The organism is Paenibacillus sp. TAB_01, from assembly GCF_043945595.1.
Classification (GTDB): Bacteria; Bacillota; Bacilli; order Paenibacillales; family NBRC-103111; genus Paenibacillus_S.
This window is the reverse complement of the sequence record NZ_JBIFNP010000001.1, coordinates 2,141,569-2,157,621: the sequence shown is the minus strand read 5'-3', so window position 1 is coordinate 2,157,621 and position 16,053 is coordinate 2,141,569. Positions and strand designations below refer to the sequence as shown.

The window sequence follows — 16,053 nt, the reverse complement described above, 5'->3', positions numbered from 1 at the left end:
GTTACGGAAGCCTTTATTATTGTCTCTAAGGAGGATTTATTTTATTTATGGAAGCTGCTGGTTAAGAAGACTTTTTAAATCCCTTTCGAAGTCACAACCTCCAGGAGTCTGGAGGCAGATGCTCGAGGATCTGTGTGAGTTGTAATCGCCGATACTACAGCGACGCCTTCCGCCCCTGCGCGAATGACAGCCGCTGCGTTGGAGGACTGTATGCCGCCAATTCCAACGACAGGAATGCTCCAGCGCTCCTTCACCTTTTCAATCAGGGAAGTGCCGATGGCTTCTCCCGCATCCTGCTTGGTAGCAGTCGCATAAATAGGACCGATACCGAGATAATCCGGCCGCTGGGACATAGCCCATTCGGCTTCCTCCCAATTTCCTGCCGAGATACCCACAATCTTATCTTCGCCAAGCAGCTGCCGCGCCTGAAGGCCGGGAACGTCATCCTGACCGACATGAACGCCGTCCGCATCGAGCAGTATAGCGAGATCGATCCGATCGTTCACAACGAACGGAACGCCGTGGCTGCGGCAAAGCTCTCTTAGCCGAGCGCCCTCTTCCAAAACGCGTCTCAGCTGGGCTTTCTTCTCCCTAAGCTGAATAAGCGTAACCCCGCCTGCGATCGCTTCCGCCGCAACTTCCAAAGCGGTCCTTCCGCCGTTTCCGTCCAGTCCCAAAACTAAGTATACCGGCAAATGCCGGGCCATCTGTTCACGATACAACTTTACTTGCCTCCCGGAAGAAGAATCGAATCTTCTACTTTGATACAACGGTCCATAATGACTTCCAATCCGCCGGCTTTCGCAATGTCCGCGGCTTCCTCATTGAAGATGCCCTGCTGCAGCCAGAAGGCTTTGGCTTTAATTTTCACAGCCTCTTCGGCAACGGGAACCACAAGCTCGCTTTTACGGAACACATTGACGATATCGACAGGCTCCGGAATGTCCGAGAGGGAAGGATAGCAGGTTTCTCCCAGGATTTCGGTCGCATTCGGATTGACCGGGATAATGCGATAGCCTTTCTTCTGCATCGCCTCAGAAACCATATAAGACACGCGGTCCGGCTTATCGGACAAGCCTACAACCGCAACGGTTTGGGACGCTTGCAGCAGTGCTTTGATTTGTTCGCGGGACGGGTTTTCAAATGCCATTCATGACCAGCTCCTTCTCCATTATGGTTTGGTGTAAGACAAGGCTTGCTTTCCCATAGCCTCCCAGGTGGAAATAAACTGCGCTTTATCCAGCTCCACCTGGCCTTTTCCGCTCAGCGGATCGTTGATATAAACGTGCTGCTCATCAAAGCCGACCAGCAGCACGGCATGCTCCATAAATGTTGTCTGGATCGGTCCGATCGGGGTATCCCATACAACCCATCGATCGGGGACCTGATAATCGATCGTCGTCCAAACGACGGCAGGTATACCCTCGCGCAGCTGCTGCTCCACCTTATCCCAGGACTGTGCCGTTAAATCGACCGCAGTCGGGACATAACGGTGAAGCAAATCGAATAAGGCGGAATGGTAAATGCCGAAGCCCTTGGACGCTCCCGTTGCATCTCCGACAAAGCCCAGGTTCGGATTTCCCCAATAAGCAATCGAGCCGTCAGCGTTCCGCTTAAGCGGCGTCGTATCGTGCTTCATCTCCGCTGCCAGCTCCATTTTATCCTTGGGCAGGCCGTAGAATTGAAGCAGCATCGTCAGCGCCGTAACCTCGCAGCCTGACGGCAGCTCCGGCTTCTGCTTGACGATCGGCGCTTCAATTCTTGCCGAGCTCGCCAAGGGCGAGGGAGCCGCTGGCGCTTGACCGGCGGCCGGAACCGCTGGCGGGTGTTCCTTGCCGGACAGCGTCTCGGCATAGACGATAGAGGCAGACGGCTCGAACCAGGCTTGTCCCGTTATTTTGGCATATAACAGAATGGAAAATACCGCGCTGGCAAATAGAAGCCCGCCTATCAGAAAAAATCCGAAAGTAACCTGAATCCCTTTCCACAATACCTTCATCAGACTCAACTCGCTTGTTGTTGTTATGTGCTTAAACATGAAGCGGCCGGCTGCCGACCGGCGGCCTTATGTCTATATTATTCTTCCACCAGCTCAATCTGAGCGCCAAGCGAAAGCAGGTGCTCAAAATAATGCGGGTACGACTTCGCAACATGGTGGGCGTCGTTAATGACGAGCCCTTGGGCCGAACGCAAGCCGACTACCGTCAATGCCATAATCACCCGGTGGTCATAATGCGCGTTGATTTCAACGCCGCCCTCTACGCCCTGCGGACGACCGTGAATAATAATTTCGCTTTGACGTTCTTCCACGTCCGCCCCGGCTTTGCGAAGCTCTGCAAGGAAATCGGTAATCCGGTCGCATTCCTTATACCGCAGGTTTTCCACATTGTAAAATCTCGATGTCCCATCGGCAAATACCGCTGCGGCTACCATAGCCAGTACCGCGTCCGTGAAATGGTCTCCGTCGAATTCGCCGGCCTTCAGCTGCTGGTTGCCCAGGACATGCACGACTCCGTTCTCGTGCGTCAAATTAACTCCCATCGCGCGAAGCACGTCCACGACCGCTTTCTCTCCCTGTCTGCTGTTCTCTTCAAGACGCAGAACTTTAACGTTGGAATTCGTTACCGCGGCTGCGGCCAAAATCGCGGCAGATCCAGGATAATCGCCTTGCACGACATATTTTTGCGGCTCGTATTTTTGGCGGCCAGGCACCTTGTAATGCATCAAATCTTCGGAAGCTTCAATTTGGATGCCGGCTTGCGCAATAACCTCCAGCGTTTGTCCGACGATAACCTTGGACTTCAGGTCGTGCAGCACTTCGATTTCGCTGTCTTCCTCCAGCAGCGGCGTCATAAACAGCAGGGAGCTCAGGAACTGCGAGCTGACATTGCCGGACACCTGAATATTGCCGCCGCGCGGCTTCCCTCCGCGAATGGTGATCGGCAGCTTGCCTTCGCGGTGCTCCACCTCGATGCCCATCTGCTTCAATGCCGCAATCAGATCGTCATGCGGACGTTTGCCGAGGGAATCAGGGTATGTATTGACAAAAGTCAGCTCCGGGCAGAACGCCGCGATCGACATCAAAAACCGCAATACGGCGCCTGCATTGCCGACGTTCAGCTCCTTGACGTGCTTCGGATGGCTGCCGAAGCCTTGAATCGTCATCTTCTCTTCGTCTTCCTCCACAACAGCTCCGAGATCGCGGATGCAGCGCCGCATCGCATCGCTGTCCTCGCTGTGGGCGGGATAATAGATCGTGCTGGTTCCTTCCGCCAAGGCTCCGATCAATAAATACCGGGTCGTATAGTTTTTAGATGAAAGAGCGTTAATTGTACCTTCTAATTGATTTGTCGGTTTTACAATGGCTTTCATGAATATGTATCTCTCCTGTTCCGCTAAAAAAGCGCAAATATATACAATGAAGCAAGGTTAAAGCCAGTTTACCATACGAGGCAAGGGATGGAAACCGCCAAGTTTGACACTTGCGGGCATTTGTCGATATCATGATCACAGGTACCTGAATAAGCGGCTTCCGATATGCGTTCTCGGATTAAGACGTCTGGTATTCAAGGTCAACGACAAGAAATAAGCTGTCATCCCGGATACGGGTCAGCTCCTATTACGATGCCCCTGGCAGGAGGTTATTTCATGCAAACCATCACACCCCGGCAGTTAAAAGAACGACTCGAGCAAGGCGAGACTTTAATTATCATCGACGTACGCGAGGACGAAGAGGTCGCGCAGGGCATGATCGCTGGAGCGAAGCATATTCCGCTCATGCAAATTCCCGACCGCATGTCGGAAATTCCCCAGGACGCAGAAGCCATCCTGGTCTGCCGCAGCGGCAACCGAAGCGGCCGGGCCTATGACTTCCTGACCGCGCAGGGCTACAACCGGCTGATCAATATGAGCGGCGGCATGCTCGAATGGGAAGCTCTCTAGAAGCTTAGCTCTGCAAAGCATCCACTATTTTCTGCACGATCTGCTCTACCGAAAGCTCGCTCGTATCAATGCGCAGCTCGGCGAAATCATAGGCATGCTTGCGTGTCTCCAGCAAGGTATGAACCCGCTCCGAGACATCGCCTTGCACAAGCGGACGGGTCTGGTCCTGGCTTACGCGCTCGATGATCGTTTCAGCCGTGGCGCTGAGTGCCACGACCAGCCCGCCCTCCAGCATGTTCCGGCGGTTTTGCTCAGCCAAAACCGCTCCGCCTCCGGTGGACACCACCTGGCGTTCGCCCTGCAGCACCGCTTCAATCGTTTCGCTTTCAATTTTCCGGAAAGCCGCTTCCCCATGAAGGCGGAAAATTTCGCTAATCGTAGTTCCTTGCTGTCTCTCAATAAGGATATCCGTATCCGTAAACGTCCAACCCAAACGCTCGGACAGCATCCTGCCTACAGTAGACTTACCCGTTCCCATAAAACCTATTAACACAATATTCGATTTACCCATCGTTTTCACACTCCAGAAAATAACGATCATTTCGCTTTTCACGTTTACGATTGTACGTAAATAAACTTTTTTATCATATCATACGTTGTCTAGTATGAATAGAATTGTCGACAAAATCATATGCTGGAATGTGAATAGATTCCAGCTTTTTCCGCCATGATGGTAATAATCAAAGCTATCAAACGAGGAGAGATTATCCGTTGACGCATTCAGCTCTATCCCATTCCAAGAACCCCTATCCCAATCCTGCCGAGCAGAAGCTCGAGCAGCTGCTCAATCCCGCTCACCCGTTGTGCAAAGAAGACGTCGTCTGGATTCTGGAGTTTATTAAAAAAAAGGTGGCTGAAGAAGACCCCAGACTTTCGGATCTTTCCCAGCCACGCTTAATGCAGAACTTTCGATATTTTGCGGAAATTTCATTGATGCTTATCCATCGCCGCAGCGGCTTCGAATTTGAGGCCGACCGGTTAAGAGACTGGATGTATGAAGCCTCTTTCGGGCTGCAGCCTCACAAGCCGAATGGGAAGCGTAAAGCTTAGTTTTCCATCCAGTTGAAGTGGAAGGAACCCTCTTTATCCAAACGCTGAAACGTGTGCGCCCCGAAGTAATCGCGTTGAGCTTGCAGCAGGTTTGCAGGCAGACGCTCTGTGCGGTAGCTGTCATAGTAAGCCAATGCGGAGGCAAAAGCAGGTGCAGGCACACCGCGTTTTACCGCTTCAGCGACTACCGTTCTCCATGCGTCCTGATAGTTGTCGACGATGCCTTGGAAATACTCGTCAAGCAGCAGGTTTTTCAATTCAGGGTTACGGTCGTAAGCATCCTTGATGTTTTGCAGGAAGCGTGCGCGAATGATGCAGCCGCCGCGGAAAATCATAGCGATGCTGCCGTAATCCAAGCCCCAGTTATACTCTTCGGAAGCAGCTCTCATTTGAGCGAAGCCTTGAGCGTAGGAGCAGATTTTGCTTGCATACAGCGCTTTGCGAACCGCTTCGATAAACTCCTTGCGATCTCCGGCAAACGCCTCTGTTTTCGGTCCGTTCAGCAATTTGCTTGCCGCCACGCGCTCTTGCTTCATAGCGGACAAGAAACGGGAGAAGACGGATTCCGTGATAATGGACAATGGCACGCCAAGATCCAAGGAGCTTTGGCTTGTCCATTTACCCGTACCTTTTTGGCCTGCGGAATCCAGGATCACGTCTACCATCGGTTTGCCGGTTTCCGGATCTTTTTTCGTGAAGATGTCGGTTGTGATTTCGATCAGGTAGCTGTCCAGCTCGCCTTTATTCCACTCGGCAAAAATTTCATGAAGCTCTTCGGTGCTCACGTTCAGTACGTCCTTCAGCAGCTGGTATGCTTCGCAAATCAACTGCATGTCCCCGTACTCGATACCGTTGTGCACCATTTTTACGTAATGGCCGGCACCGTCCGGTCCAATGTAAGTGCAGCAAGGGTCATTGCCAACCTTTGCGGAAATAGCCGTCAGGATCGGCTCAACCAGCTCGTAAGCGTCTTTTTGACCGCCCGGCATAATGGCAGGACCTTTCAAAGCGCCTTCTTCACCGCCGGAAACGCCCGTACCGATGAAGCGCAGACCGTGAGCCGAAAGCTCCTTGTTTCTGCGTTGGGTGTCAGGGAAGTAGGCATTACCGCCGTCGATGATGATGTCGCCTTCTTCCAGGTGAGGAATCAGGGAATTGATCGTTGCGTCGGTTCCTGCTCCCGCCTGAACCATGATCAGAATTTTACGAGGCTTCTCCAGGGAAGCGACGAATTCTTCAACGGAATATGTACCTACCAGGTTTTTGCCTTGCGCTTCTGCAATCAGAGCGTCTGTTTTCTCGCGGGAACGGTTATACACAGAAACGGTAAAGCCTCTGCTTTCGATATTCAATGCCAGGTTTTTGCCCATGACCGCCAATCCGATCACGCCAACTTGTTGTTTCGACATTTGGTTTCTCTTCCTCTCTGTTTTTGTATGATATTAGGACGGACGATTCTTAAATCGTCATGGCGCCGAAGCCGCCGTCGACACGCAGCAGCGAGCCCGTTACGAAGCTGGAAGCTTTGTCGCTTGCCAGATAGACCGCCGCGCCTTGAAGCTCCTCGGCATCGCCGAAACGGTTCATCGGCGTATGTCCCAAAATCGATGCCGTCCGTTCCGGAGACAAGATTTTGCGGTTTTGTTCTGCCGGGAAGAAGCCGGGAATAATGGCGTTGACACGTACCCGGGCAGGAGCGAATTCACGTGCCAAAAATTTCGTTACGTTGTTCACGGCTGCTTTGGAAGCCGAATACGTGAATACTTTGGACAGCGGCGGCTCGGAAGAAACCGAAGAAATGTTGATGATGCTTCCGCCTTCCCCTTTGTCAACCATATGCTTCCCAAAAATTTGGCAGGCTAGCACGACGCCCTTCAGATTCACTTCCATGATCGCATCCCATTCTTCCATTGTGAGCTCGAAGAACGGCGTAGGGCTGTTCATACCAGGGCAGTTCATCAGCACGTCGCAGCGGCCTGTCCATGCCAGTACTTCCTCCAGCACGCGCTTCAGGTCCTCAGGGCTTGTCGTGTCCGCAGCAAAGCACTTGGCTTTGCCGCCGCCGGCTGCCTCCACCTGTTGTCTTACGGCTTCCGCCTTCTCCTGGTTCCGTCCCACGATCGCAACATCTGCGCCGTGACCGCCCAGAGCTACGGCCATCGAGCCGCCCAGCGTGCTGTTTCCGCCGATAATTACCGCCGTTTTACCTGTCAAATCAAATAAATTCATGGTGATCCTCCTTAGGATTTGGGTTCTGTAGTCTGCACCATTCTTATCACTTGACTATGAATTATTGGGTATGCGTATGCTGAAAAGCGGCAATGGCATCAAATTCATCCTTCAACTGATGGTACACACGATTATAAATTTTTGTCAACTGCTGGTACGTCTCGTAATTCTCGGCATTCGTCTGATGGCTGTGCGTAATTTGCATCCATTCATGCACCATCGAGAAATCGCTGATCTCTCCCATCGCAAGCAATCCGAGCTGTGCGGCTCCAAGACCCGAGCTCTCGATCGAGTTCGGAACGGCTACGGAGCTGCCCGTAACGTCGGCCATCGCCTGCAGCCAGAAGCTGGAGCGGGCAAAGCCGCCGGATGCGCGGATTTCCTTCGTCGGCCCCGACAGCTCCTCCAGCGCGTTAAGCACGGAGTAGATACGGTACACGACGCCTTCGAGAACGGAGCGGATCATATGCTTCTTCTCGTGGTACAGCGATAAACCGAAAAATACGCCGCGGGCGTTCGCGTTCCAGTAAGGCGCGCGCTCTCCGGCAAGCAGAGGCAGGAAGATCAGACCGTCCGATCCGGCCGGCACTTCCTGTGCCAGGGAGGTCAGGTAATCGTAAGGATCCATGCCCCGCCTGCGGCCTTCCTCCGCCTCCAGCGTCGCCAGCTGGTCGCGCACCCAGCGGAACATGATGCCGCCGTTGTTAATCGCTCCGCCGACAACCCAGAAATCTTCCTTGAGCGCATAGCAGAACAGGCGTCCCTTCGGGTCGGTGATCGGCTCGCGAACCACACCGCGGACGGCGCCGCTCGTACCGATCGTTACGGCGTACACGCCTTGCTCGAACGCGCCGACGCCGAGGTTCGCCAGCACGCCGTCGGAAGCGCCGACGACAAACGGCGTGTCGGTGTCAAGCCCCATCGCTGCAGCGTATTCCGCCTTCATGCCCTGCATGCGGTGCACGGTCGAAACCGGCTCCGACAGCTGCTCTTCCCTGACGCCGCAGGCTTCCAGGGCGAGCTTGTCCCATTGCAGCTGACGCAGGTTAAACAGCCCTGTAGCGCTGGCCAGCGAATAGTCGATGACGAACTGTCCGAACAGCTTCGCAAACACATATTCCTTGATGCCGATAAATTTGTGCGCATGCTCAAAAATATCCGGACGGTTGTCGCGGAACCACATCAGCTTCAGCAGCGGAGACATCGGATGCAGCGGCGTCCCTGTATTCAAATAAATTTGATGGCCGTTCAGCTGTTCCTTCAGCACCTTGACATAGTTGACGCTGCGGTTGTCCGCGAACGTAATGCACTGCGTCAGCAGGTTCAGATCGCGGTCCACCGCAATCAGGCTGTGCATCGCCGAGCTGAAAGAAACGCACAGCACCTGGCTCGGCAATATTTTCGCCTTGGCTACGACGGCCTGAATCGCATTCAGCACCGCCTGGAAAATTTCATCAGGATCCTGCTCCGCCATATCCGGTCTCGGCGTGTATAAAGGATATTCAATAGAATGGGAAGCCAGGACCCGGCCGTTTCTGTCGATCACCAGCGTCTTGGTGCTGGTCGTGCCCAAATCCGCCGCGATAATATACGGCTTCTGCAAAGACAAACTCATTTCGTCAAATTCCCTTCACTGTCGAATTGTAAATCGTACGGCTCGGTCAATACCTCGATGTCCGGATGGTTTCTCGCTTCGTCAAGCAGGTTGACGGAAATTTCAATCTCCCCGAGGTGAAGCGTATCCTGAATGCGTACCAGCTTACATTTCGTATAATCCAAAATATTGCACGTTTTCACACCGGCTTTAATCGCATAGAAATCGTTGTCCAGCGTAGTGGAGATTTTGGTAGGCGCACACACCGTCGAGGTTAAGCCATTGACGAACGTAGCCGCTCTATCCATTTTATCGACCAAACGCTGTGTCGTAAAGTCAGCCGTGCCGACGCCGTTGGCGTTGCCTTTGGTTTCCGGCGTCAAATCCAGCACGACCATCTTGGACACGTCAGGGCCGCCGTGCGCGTATGGCGTCGGATAACGGCCGGTAATGTTCGGATCCATGCCGTCGCCGCTAATGTTTTTACCGATATAATCAATGACGAGCACATCGATCTGCTCGAACAAAATTTTGGGCAGACGCGCCTTGGCTTCTTCCAGCAATGCGGGCTCGCGGGCTTCAATCTGCTCGGACGGCAGCACTTCGATACGGCACGTTTGGTCGTAAGCATTCTCCACCAGCGCTACGCCGAACACGATCGGCAGCTTTTGAATCATAATCGAAGCCATGGCCGGCACGTTCTCCGCCATATATTTAAACCCGAGCTGGTGGCAGGCCTCCGCGCCTTTTTGCTTGCCGAGACCGATTGCGATCATTTTCATAATGCCGCTCTCGATTCTGCCCCGGAAGGCGGTATGAGGCTTCACGCGGTTAATGACGACAATGGCGTCCGCCGTCGAAGCGATTTTGTCCACGTAAACCGGCAGGCCGTTCGGCAGCTCGTCAAGCTTGACGACTTCCATCGAGGAACGGATCGGAGCGCCCATCGCTTCTTCCGTCACTCCCAGGTGATGAAGCACTTCCTTCTGGCCTTCCGCCGTCGCGCCGCCGTGGCTGCCCATGCAAGGGACGATGAACGGATGTCCGCCTGCCTGCTTGATCGCGTCAATCGTAATTTTGGTAAACAAGGCGATATTCGCCACACCGCGGCTGCCTACCGCAACGGCTACCTGCTGGCCCGGCTTGATCCGCTCGATCGCTCCCGGCTTCTGCAGCTCCTGCTGCAGCACTTCCTCCAGGTTGTCAATCTTCGCCGCATCGAACTTCTGACGAATACGCACCATTTGCGGAATCGGAACTTCTTCTAGAACGGTTCTTAAAATACTCATTAATTGTGGCCTCCTGTAATCGTTTTGACGGAATCCCGAATCACGAGCTCCGTGCGGACAAAAATCGTTTCTTTTTCAATTTGCTTGGTTTCTATAAAAGTAAGCAGCTTTAAAGCTCCTTCTCTGCTGATATCTTCAATGGGTCTGCGCACCGTCGTTAAAGCCGGCGTTACGAACCCTGAAAACATGTGGTCATCGAACCCGACAACGGAAATATCGCCCGGCACCGTCAGCCGGCTTTCCGTAATGGCCTTGATCGCGCCGAGCGCCATGTCGTCATTACAGCAAAAAACAGCCGTAGGCCTCGGCTCCACCTTCAGCAGGCGGGCCATGGCGGCATGTCCGCTCTCCAAATCATAGTTCCCTTGAACTCTGTACTCATCCCTTAAAGGCACCTGGTGCCGCACCAGCGCATCGATGTAGCCGTCGCGCCGAGCCTGGGTTGATTTGAAGTTTTCTTTCCCTTCGATGATGGCGATATTCCGGTGTCCCTGCTGAAGTAAATACTCCACTAAACGGAACGCGCCGCTCTGGTCATCCGGGATCAAATTCATCACCTTGACATTGTCGATCGGCCGGTTCAACACGACTAGCGGAATTTCCCGCTCCGACACATACTCGATAAAAGACTGGTCGGTTGAACTCTGGCTCATGACCAGAATGCCGTCATAGCTTTTGCGGTTAATCTTCTCGAAGCTTTTGTAGTCGTCAATCCCGCGAACGATCAGATTGTACTGATCCTTAATCACATCGTTGACGCCTTTAATGGCCTCATACAGAAATCCTGCAGAAGTACCCGTGTGAAGGGTTGAAAAAAACAAGCCCAAGTTGTATGATCGGTCAAGGACTAAGCTTTTCGCATTATAGTTCGGAGTGTAATTCAGAGTCTCCGCGAGCTGCCGGATTCGTTCCTTCGTCTCCTGATTGATGAGCGGACTGTCGTTCAGCGCCCTGGAGACTGTTGTGTGAGATACATTGGCGAGCTTCGCGATATCTTTAATTGTCACGCTCAATCCTACCACCTCACCACGTATCATACCATAATGCTGCACACGTTAACAACGAACTTTTTTTGCGGTCGATGTGCCTGATTTGCTCTGGATCGGTCTTGCGAGCCCAAAATAAAACCGGCCTGCGCAAGTCGGCACAGACCGGGTTCATCTCTCGTATTCACATTTCCAATTGGAGCATTTCATGCCTTAGCTCGACCAGACGTTCCTTGCATATTTTCACCGCTTCCGCGTCCCCGCTCTTCAATGCGTCATGAAGTGTCGCCAGCTCGTAATCAAGCTCCAGCCGCAGCACCGGAATCCGGTCGTCCGGACGCTTGGATCGAAACGCCTGCATCATTTCCTCCACCGTCACAACAGGCTCCTTTTGGAAAATGACTTTATGCTCCACGCCCGAAATTTCCACCATGCGGATGATTTCGCCAAACATAATATTCTCAATCAAAATCTGCCGATCCTTAAAGCGTTTGACAACTGCGTGACCCCGGGTATCCCCAATCATTTTCTCCATTAATTCAGCCAGCTTCTCGTCCTTAAATGAGTAGTTGCCGACAATTTTATATCGTTCGCCGATGCGTTGAAATTTCAGCTTCACAAGCTTTCTTCCGGTTCGAATCGATACGATAAATTGCTGCTCGCTCTCATTCCAGTACAGAGAATATCCTTCCTGAATCAAGGCTTTAATGAAGTTGCGGATTAGCCGACGGTCAAATCGTAACTCAAGGTTGCAATATTCCACTTCATGACTTTTACTCACGGCAATCCCCTCCCGATATGGTACATTACCCCCGACCCAATTGTGTCCCTGTGTTAATTGACTGCACGCTGTCAACGCTTTCTCTGACTCAACCGGGTTTTGATAGAATTTTCTGATAATTCAGTTACTTAATTCTATCTTATTATGAATCATATGATTTAGCAACTTGGATTATTGACTATTTTCTTTATATTTTACCCATTTTTTATTTGCGGATGACCGGAATACCTGCTCTCCCGGCGCCATAGAAGCGAAAAGACCGCCTCTGCAGAAGAGGCGGTCCTTGCTTGTCCTTCCCATAAACGGCCTTAAGGCTGCGCTGCCGCCTCGTTGGCCTGCTTGTTGATGTTTTCCTGATACTTGCTTTCCAAATCCGTTCTCTCGTCGGCATTGATCGTGTAAGTCAGCGTATCCCCCCAGCCGTCTTTTCCCAATCGGATAATGGACGAATAGTAATGATTCACCGTAATGTCCTTTAGATAAATCGTTTGGTAGTACAAATATTGATAACGGTCTTCCCCGTCGATTTTGTCCATAATGATCGGCTTCGTATAATATTGGGTATCCTTCACTTTATAAGAAAGCGTATTTTTTACGTAATCCTGCAGCACCTTGGTTTTGTCGGTATTCAGCTCGCCTGTGATCATAACGCTGTCTCTGGAAGCTGTGCCGCTCGGTCTCGGCCCTTGGCCCCACCGTTTCTTCACTTCCGATTCGCTGACGTACAGCACGTTCGTAAACACTTCCTTGGCCAGCGTCAAGCCGTCTGTATTAATTCCCATCCTTCTAATGTCAGATAATCTGTAGTACATCTCCGAGCTGTTCACATCGCCGTATGTACTGAGCAGCGGATAATCGGCTCCCAAATAGTTGACCGTCTGCGCGTAAGGATTGCGCAGCTTGATCTCTTCATATACGCCGTTTTGGTCCGGCTCCTTCTGTTCGCTGTTGATCCGGCTGTTGATATAGATCGTTTTCGTATCGTTCTTCCACAGCACGTTGGCTCCGAGCAGGTTGCCGAGCTCCTTCAAGGGAAGATAGCTTTTATCCTGATACACAAGCGGCGGCCCTTCCAATTGAACCTGCTTCCCGTCCAGCACAATCTTAAAATCCGGGCGCAGGTAGGCCTCCACCCGCTGCAAGATATCCTCCGCGTAAACCCCTGCAGTAAACGTCCCGGTCAGGAGGGATCCCAATATCAGCACTCGCTTCCATCGCTTCATTCTTCTTCCAACCTTTCTCTTAACATATGCATGCTTTGTCAAATCCTGCTATTTATCATTTTCGCCACAAACCGACAAATTCCTCTATGAACGAGTATAATGACAATAGATTCATTTCCAACCAAACAAGTCGGCATAATTGCATATACACTAACAAAACTTCATTGGAGCAAATTTTTCAGCTTGTGCTGCTGGACGAAGTCAGAGGTCAGAGGTCAGAAGTCAATCAAAGCAGATCGGCGGATAAAAATAAAAAATCCCCCTGTCCTCACGGAACGAGATCTCGCATGAGATCTGTTCTTAGAGGAACAAGGGATTTTTTCATGGGGGGTCCATCCGGTCTATTAAAAAGTGGCGCCTAATCCTGAAGGATATAGGTATCCGGCTGCTGTTCCGTAATGAACGGGCTGAGCTGCGGCTCCGGGCTGAAAAGATACAAGAAGTGCATCGCCCGGGTGCAGGCGGTATAAAAGAGCTTGCGCTCGGCTTCCCTGCTGTAGCTCCGCTTGGAAGCGTCGCGAATCAGGACCGCGTCGAACTCTACGCCCTTCGCCAAGTAGGCCGGAATGACAACCGCGCCCTGCTCAAAGCCCTGCGTATCCTTCGTGACCAGGCGCAGCCCCGCAATCCGCTGCTGGAGCGCCTGAAACGCCGCGGCGCTTTCTTCCGCCGTCTTGCAGATGACGGCCACGGACTGGCATCCTTCGGCCTGCAGCGCCTCGATCGTTGCCGCCAGCGCCTCTTGAAGGTCCGCTTCTCTACCGGTCACACCGGACCAGCGGCTTCTCGCCATCCCGGTTGAACGGGATGATCTCTTCGCCCCCGGGCACCATGCCGCGGGTGAACTCTACGATCTGCCGCGTCGAGCGGTAGCTCCGTGTCAGCCGGATTATCTCGGTCTGCTCGGGACCGTACAGCTCCATCAGCGGCTCCAGCTCCCCTAACGCGGAGCCGTGAGCGTAGATGGCCTGATTCAAGTCGCCCAGCGCCGTCACCCGGCTGCGCGGAAACAGCCGCTTTATAAACTCAAGCTGAAACGGCGAGTAATCCTGTACCTCGTCCACGATAACATGGCGGACGGTGTTGTTCGTTTGGAAGCCCTGCACAAGCTCCACAAGAAACAGGTACGGCGTCGCGTCTTCGAATCCAAGCTCCGAGGCTTCCAGGCGTTCCAGCGTAGCCTCGCAGATTTCCTGCCAGTGCTCCGGCACCGCACCTCCCGATTGTGCGGATAATTTCGTGAACAGCTCGCGGTCCGCAAACAGCTGGCGGTACAGCGCCCGCACGTGCACGAAGCGCAGCTGCTTCAGCCGTTTGCGCACAGGCTTCAACCGTTCGTAGACAATTACCCGCGCCAGAAGTTCTTTTTCCTTCTTGTAATCGTCGAATGCCTCGTCCTGATCCTTCTGCATCTTTCTTACTTTCGCATAGGCGCGCTGGTAATCCTCCGGCTCAAGCAGATCCATCTCTTCCTCGACCCAGCCCTCCTTGCGCTGCGTCAGCTCAAAGTGCGACACTTCCTTCAGCAGCCAGTCCCGCAGCAGAGCTATTCGGTTGGCCAGACGAATGGACGGATCGTAGGAATAAAAGCGGTCTTTCATTTGCGCGGAGGACACGATGTCTTTGCCGCGGAATTTGACCGGCTTAAACAGCATGCCTTCCTGCTCCAATAAAGACTTATAGGCTGACAGAACATGAAAGAAATCGTTCGACGATTTATATTGAATGCCCTGCATCCGGCTGTCGTAGCCCGGCTTGCCTGCAGCTGTCAGCACATATTCGATCTGTCCGAACGGATCCTCCACCTTGAAATCTTTGCCGAGACGGCGCTCCAAATATTCTTGGAACGTCGTTTGCTGCATGTTCTCCTCGCCAAGCTCCGGCAAAACGGTAGATACATAGCTGTTAAACATCGGATTCGGAGAGAACAGCACCATTTGATCGGCCTTCAGGTGGCCGCGGTATTTATAAAGCAAATAAGCGACGCGCTGCAGCGCAGCGGACGTCTTGCCGCTTCCCGCAGCCCCCTGCACAATCAGCAGCCGGCTGCGGTCGTTGCGGATAATTTGATTCTGCTCCTTCTGAATCGTGGCCACGATGCTCTTCATCTGAGCGTCGGAATTGCGGCTTAACACCTGCTGCAGCAGCTCGTCTCCGATCGTAATGCCGGTATCGAACATCCAGTGAATGGCTCCGTCCCGGATTACGAATTGACGCTTTAGTAGCAGCTCCCCGCTGATCTCCCCTCCCGGCGTCTCGTAAACGGCCGGCCCCGGAGGATAATCATAGTAGAGACTGGAGACGGGTGCGCGCCAGTCATAGACCAGAAACCGGTCGGCGGCTTCGTCCCGAAAGGAGGCAATCCCGAGATAGATTTGCTCCGGCGCTTCTCCTACTTTGCCTGTCTCGCGGAAATCAATCCGTCCGAAATATGGAGAACGGACAAGCCGTCTAAGCCGCTTCAGCGTCTCGGAAGCCTGGCGGTATCTTCTTTCCCGGTCTGAAAGCACCTCGGCCTGCTGACGCAGACTGAAATGCGTCTCTACCATATCTTCCGACGTGCTTAAATTGACGGTAACCTCATCCCAAAAATGCTTGCGGATATCGACGACCTCTGACTTGACGTCGCCGGTCTCCGCTTCCAGCGACACGATTGTTTTTTCAATATTAGCTATTACCTCTTTAATGCGTTGTTGTTCCTCAGACCAATCCTTTTCCGTCAAGCTCACAGAATCGCCCCTTCACCAGAGTATAGGCAGTACTAACCGCGTCAAATTCCATTTGACTTTTCAGCTTTACATGTGCTATACTCATATTAGGATTTTAATGCACGTTACCATAGCACTTTAGTGAATACCGTCATTCATTGTATCACTGACAGCTGCCCTAAATCAATAGGGCGGCTTATTTTATTTGCAGCCAAATTTACGGTAACGTTCCAATCGGCAAGGATCGGCTG

General features: G+C 52.6%; 14 protein-coding genes and 1 pseudogene. 2 read left to right on the top strand and 13 right to left on the bottom strand.

Going from position 1 to position 16,053, the window contains the following annotated elements:
• Positions 1-74: 74 nt before the first annotated feature.
• Genes thiE through aroA form a run of 4 tightly spaced genes read right to left on the bottom strand, consistent with a single transcriptional unit; the run spans position 75 to position 3,372 of the window.
• The gene (gene thiE, locus ACHHV8_RS10375; RefSeq protein WP_395158208.1) at positions 75-722 is read right to left on the bottom strand and encodes a thiamine phosphate synthase; all 648 of its coding nucleotides are present in this window, start codon (positions 720-722) and stop codon (positions 75-77) included.
• 2 nt (positions 723-724) lie between these two features.
• Positions 725-1,150, bottom strand: coding sequence for a CoA-binding protein (locus tag ACHHV8_RS10370; protein WP_395158207.1), 426 nt, complete (start codon positions 1,148-1,150; stop codon positions 725-727).
• A gap of 21 nt (positions 1,151-1,171) precedes the next feature.
• Positions 1,172-2,038 carry a C39 family peptidase gene (locus tag ACHHV8_RS10365; protein ID WP_395158206.1) on the bottom strand — a complete coding sequence of 289 codons (867 nt, stop codon included), beginning with the start codon at positions 2,036-2,038 and terminating at the stop codon, positions 1,172-1,174.
• Positions 2,039-2,076: 38 nt separating this feature from the next.
• Positions 2,077-3,372 carry a 3-phosphoshikimate 1-carboxyvinyltransferase gene (aroA, locus tag ACHHV8_RS10360; RefSeq protein WP_395158205.1) on the bottom strand — a complete coding sequence of 432 codons (1,296 nt, stop codon included), beginning with the start codon at positions 3,370-3,372 and terminating at the stop codon, positions 2,077-2,079.
• Positions 3,373-3,648: 276 nt separating this feature from the next.
• Between aroA and ACHHV8_RS10355 the strand changes: the two genes are divergently transcribed.
• Positions 3,649-3,942: a rhodanese-like domain-containing protein gene (locus ACHHV8_RS10355; RefSeq protein WP_395158204.1), complete on the top strand. Its 294-nt coding sequence runs from the start codon at positions 3,649-3,651 to the stop codon at positions 3,940-3,942.
• A gap of 4 nt (positions 3,943-3,946) precedes the next feature.
• Here the strand turns inward: ACHHV8_RS10355 and ACHHV8_RS10350 are convergent, their stop codons facing one another.
• Positions 3,947-4,453: a shikimate kinase gene (locus tag ACHHV8_RS10350; RefSeq protein WP_395158203.1), complete on the bottom strand. Its 507-nt coding sequence runs from the start codon at positions 4,451-4,453 to the stop codon at positions 3,947-3,949.
• Positions 4,454-4,653: 200 nt separating this feature from the next.
• Between ACHHV8_RS10350 and ACHHV8_RS10345 the strand changes: the two genes are divergently transcribed.
• A complete protein-coding gene (locus ACHHV8_RS10345) occupies positions 4,654-4,992 on the top strand; it encodes a hypothetical protein (RefSeq protein ID WP_395158202.1) in 339 nt (112 codons plus the stop codon).
• Here ACHHV8_RS10345 and gndA read toward each other — a convergent pair.
• The 8 genes and pseudogenes from gndA to helD all read right to left on the bottom strand — a co-directional run bounded on the left by gndA (position 4,989) and on the right by helD (position 15,823).
• Positions 4,989-6,401, bottom strand: a complete 1,413-nt coding sequence (gndA, locus tag ACHHV8_RS10340; protein WP_395158201.1) for an NADP-dependent phosphogluconate dehydrogenase — start codon at positions 6,399-6,401, stop codon at positions 4,989-4,991. The genes ACHHV8_RS10345 and gndA overlap by 4 nt on opposite strands.
• Positions 6,402-6,450: 49 nt before the next feature.
• The gene (locus ACHHV8_RS10335) at positions 6,451-7,221 is read right to left on the bottom strand and encodes an SDR family oxidoreductase (protein WP_395158200.1); all 771 of its coding nucleotides are present in this window, start codon (positions 7,219-7,221) and stop codon (positions 6,451-6,453) included.
• Positions 7,222-7,282: 61 nt separating this feature from the next.
• The gene (gene gntK / locus ACHHV8_RS10330; RefSeq protein ID WP_395158199.1) at positions 7,283-8,836 is read right to left on the bottom strand and encodes a gluconokinase; all 1,554 of its coding nucleotides are present in this window, start codon (positions 8,834-8,836) and stop codon (positions 7,283-7,285) included.
• The gene (locus ACHHV8_RS10325; protein WP_395158198.1) at positions 8,833-10,104 is read right to left on the bottom strand and encodes a nickel pincer cofactor-dependent isomerase, group 22; all 1,272 of its coding nucleotides are present in this window, start codon (positions 10,102-10,104) and stop codon (positions 8,833-8,835) included. Before ACHHV8_RS10325 ends, gntK begins: the two co-directional genes overlap by 4 nt.
• On the bottom strand, positions 10,104-11,141 hold the full coding sequence (locus ACHHV8_RS10320; protein ID WP_395158197.1) for a LacI family DNA-binding transcriptional regulator: 1,038 nt from the start codon (positions 11,139-11,141) through the stop codon (positions 10,104-10,106). Before ACHHV8_RS10320 ends, ACHHV8_RS10325 begins: the two co-directional genes overlap by 1 nt.
• Before the next feature lie 133 nt (positions 11,142-11,274).
• A complete protein-coding gene (locus ACHHV8_RS10315) occupies positions 11,275-11,871 on the bottom strand; it encodes a hypothetical protein (protein WP_395158196.1) in 597 nt (198 codons plus the stop codon).
• A 308-nt stretch (positions 11,872-12,179) separates the two neighbouring features.
• Positions 12,180-13,094 carry a stalk domain-containing protein gene (locus tag ACHHV8_RS10310; RefSeq protein WP_395158195.1) on the bottom strand — a complete coding sequence of 305 codons (915 nt, stop codon included), beginning with the start codon at positions 13,092-13,094 and terminating at the stop codon, positions 12,180-12,182.
• A gap of 358 nt (positions 13,095-13,452) precedes the next feature.
• Positions 13,453-15,823: pseudogene (gene helD, locus ACHHV8_RS10305) on the bottom strand (RNA polymerase recycling motor HelD).
• Positions 15,824-16,053 lie beyond the last annotated feature (230 nt).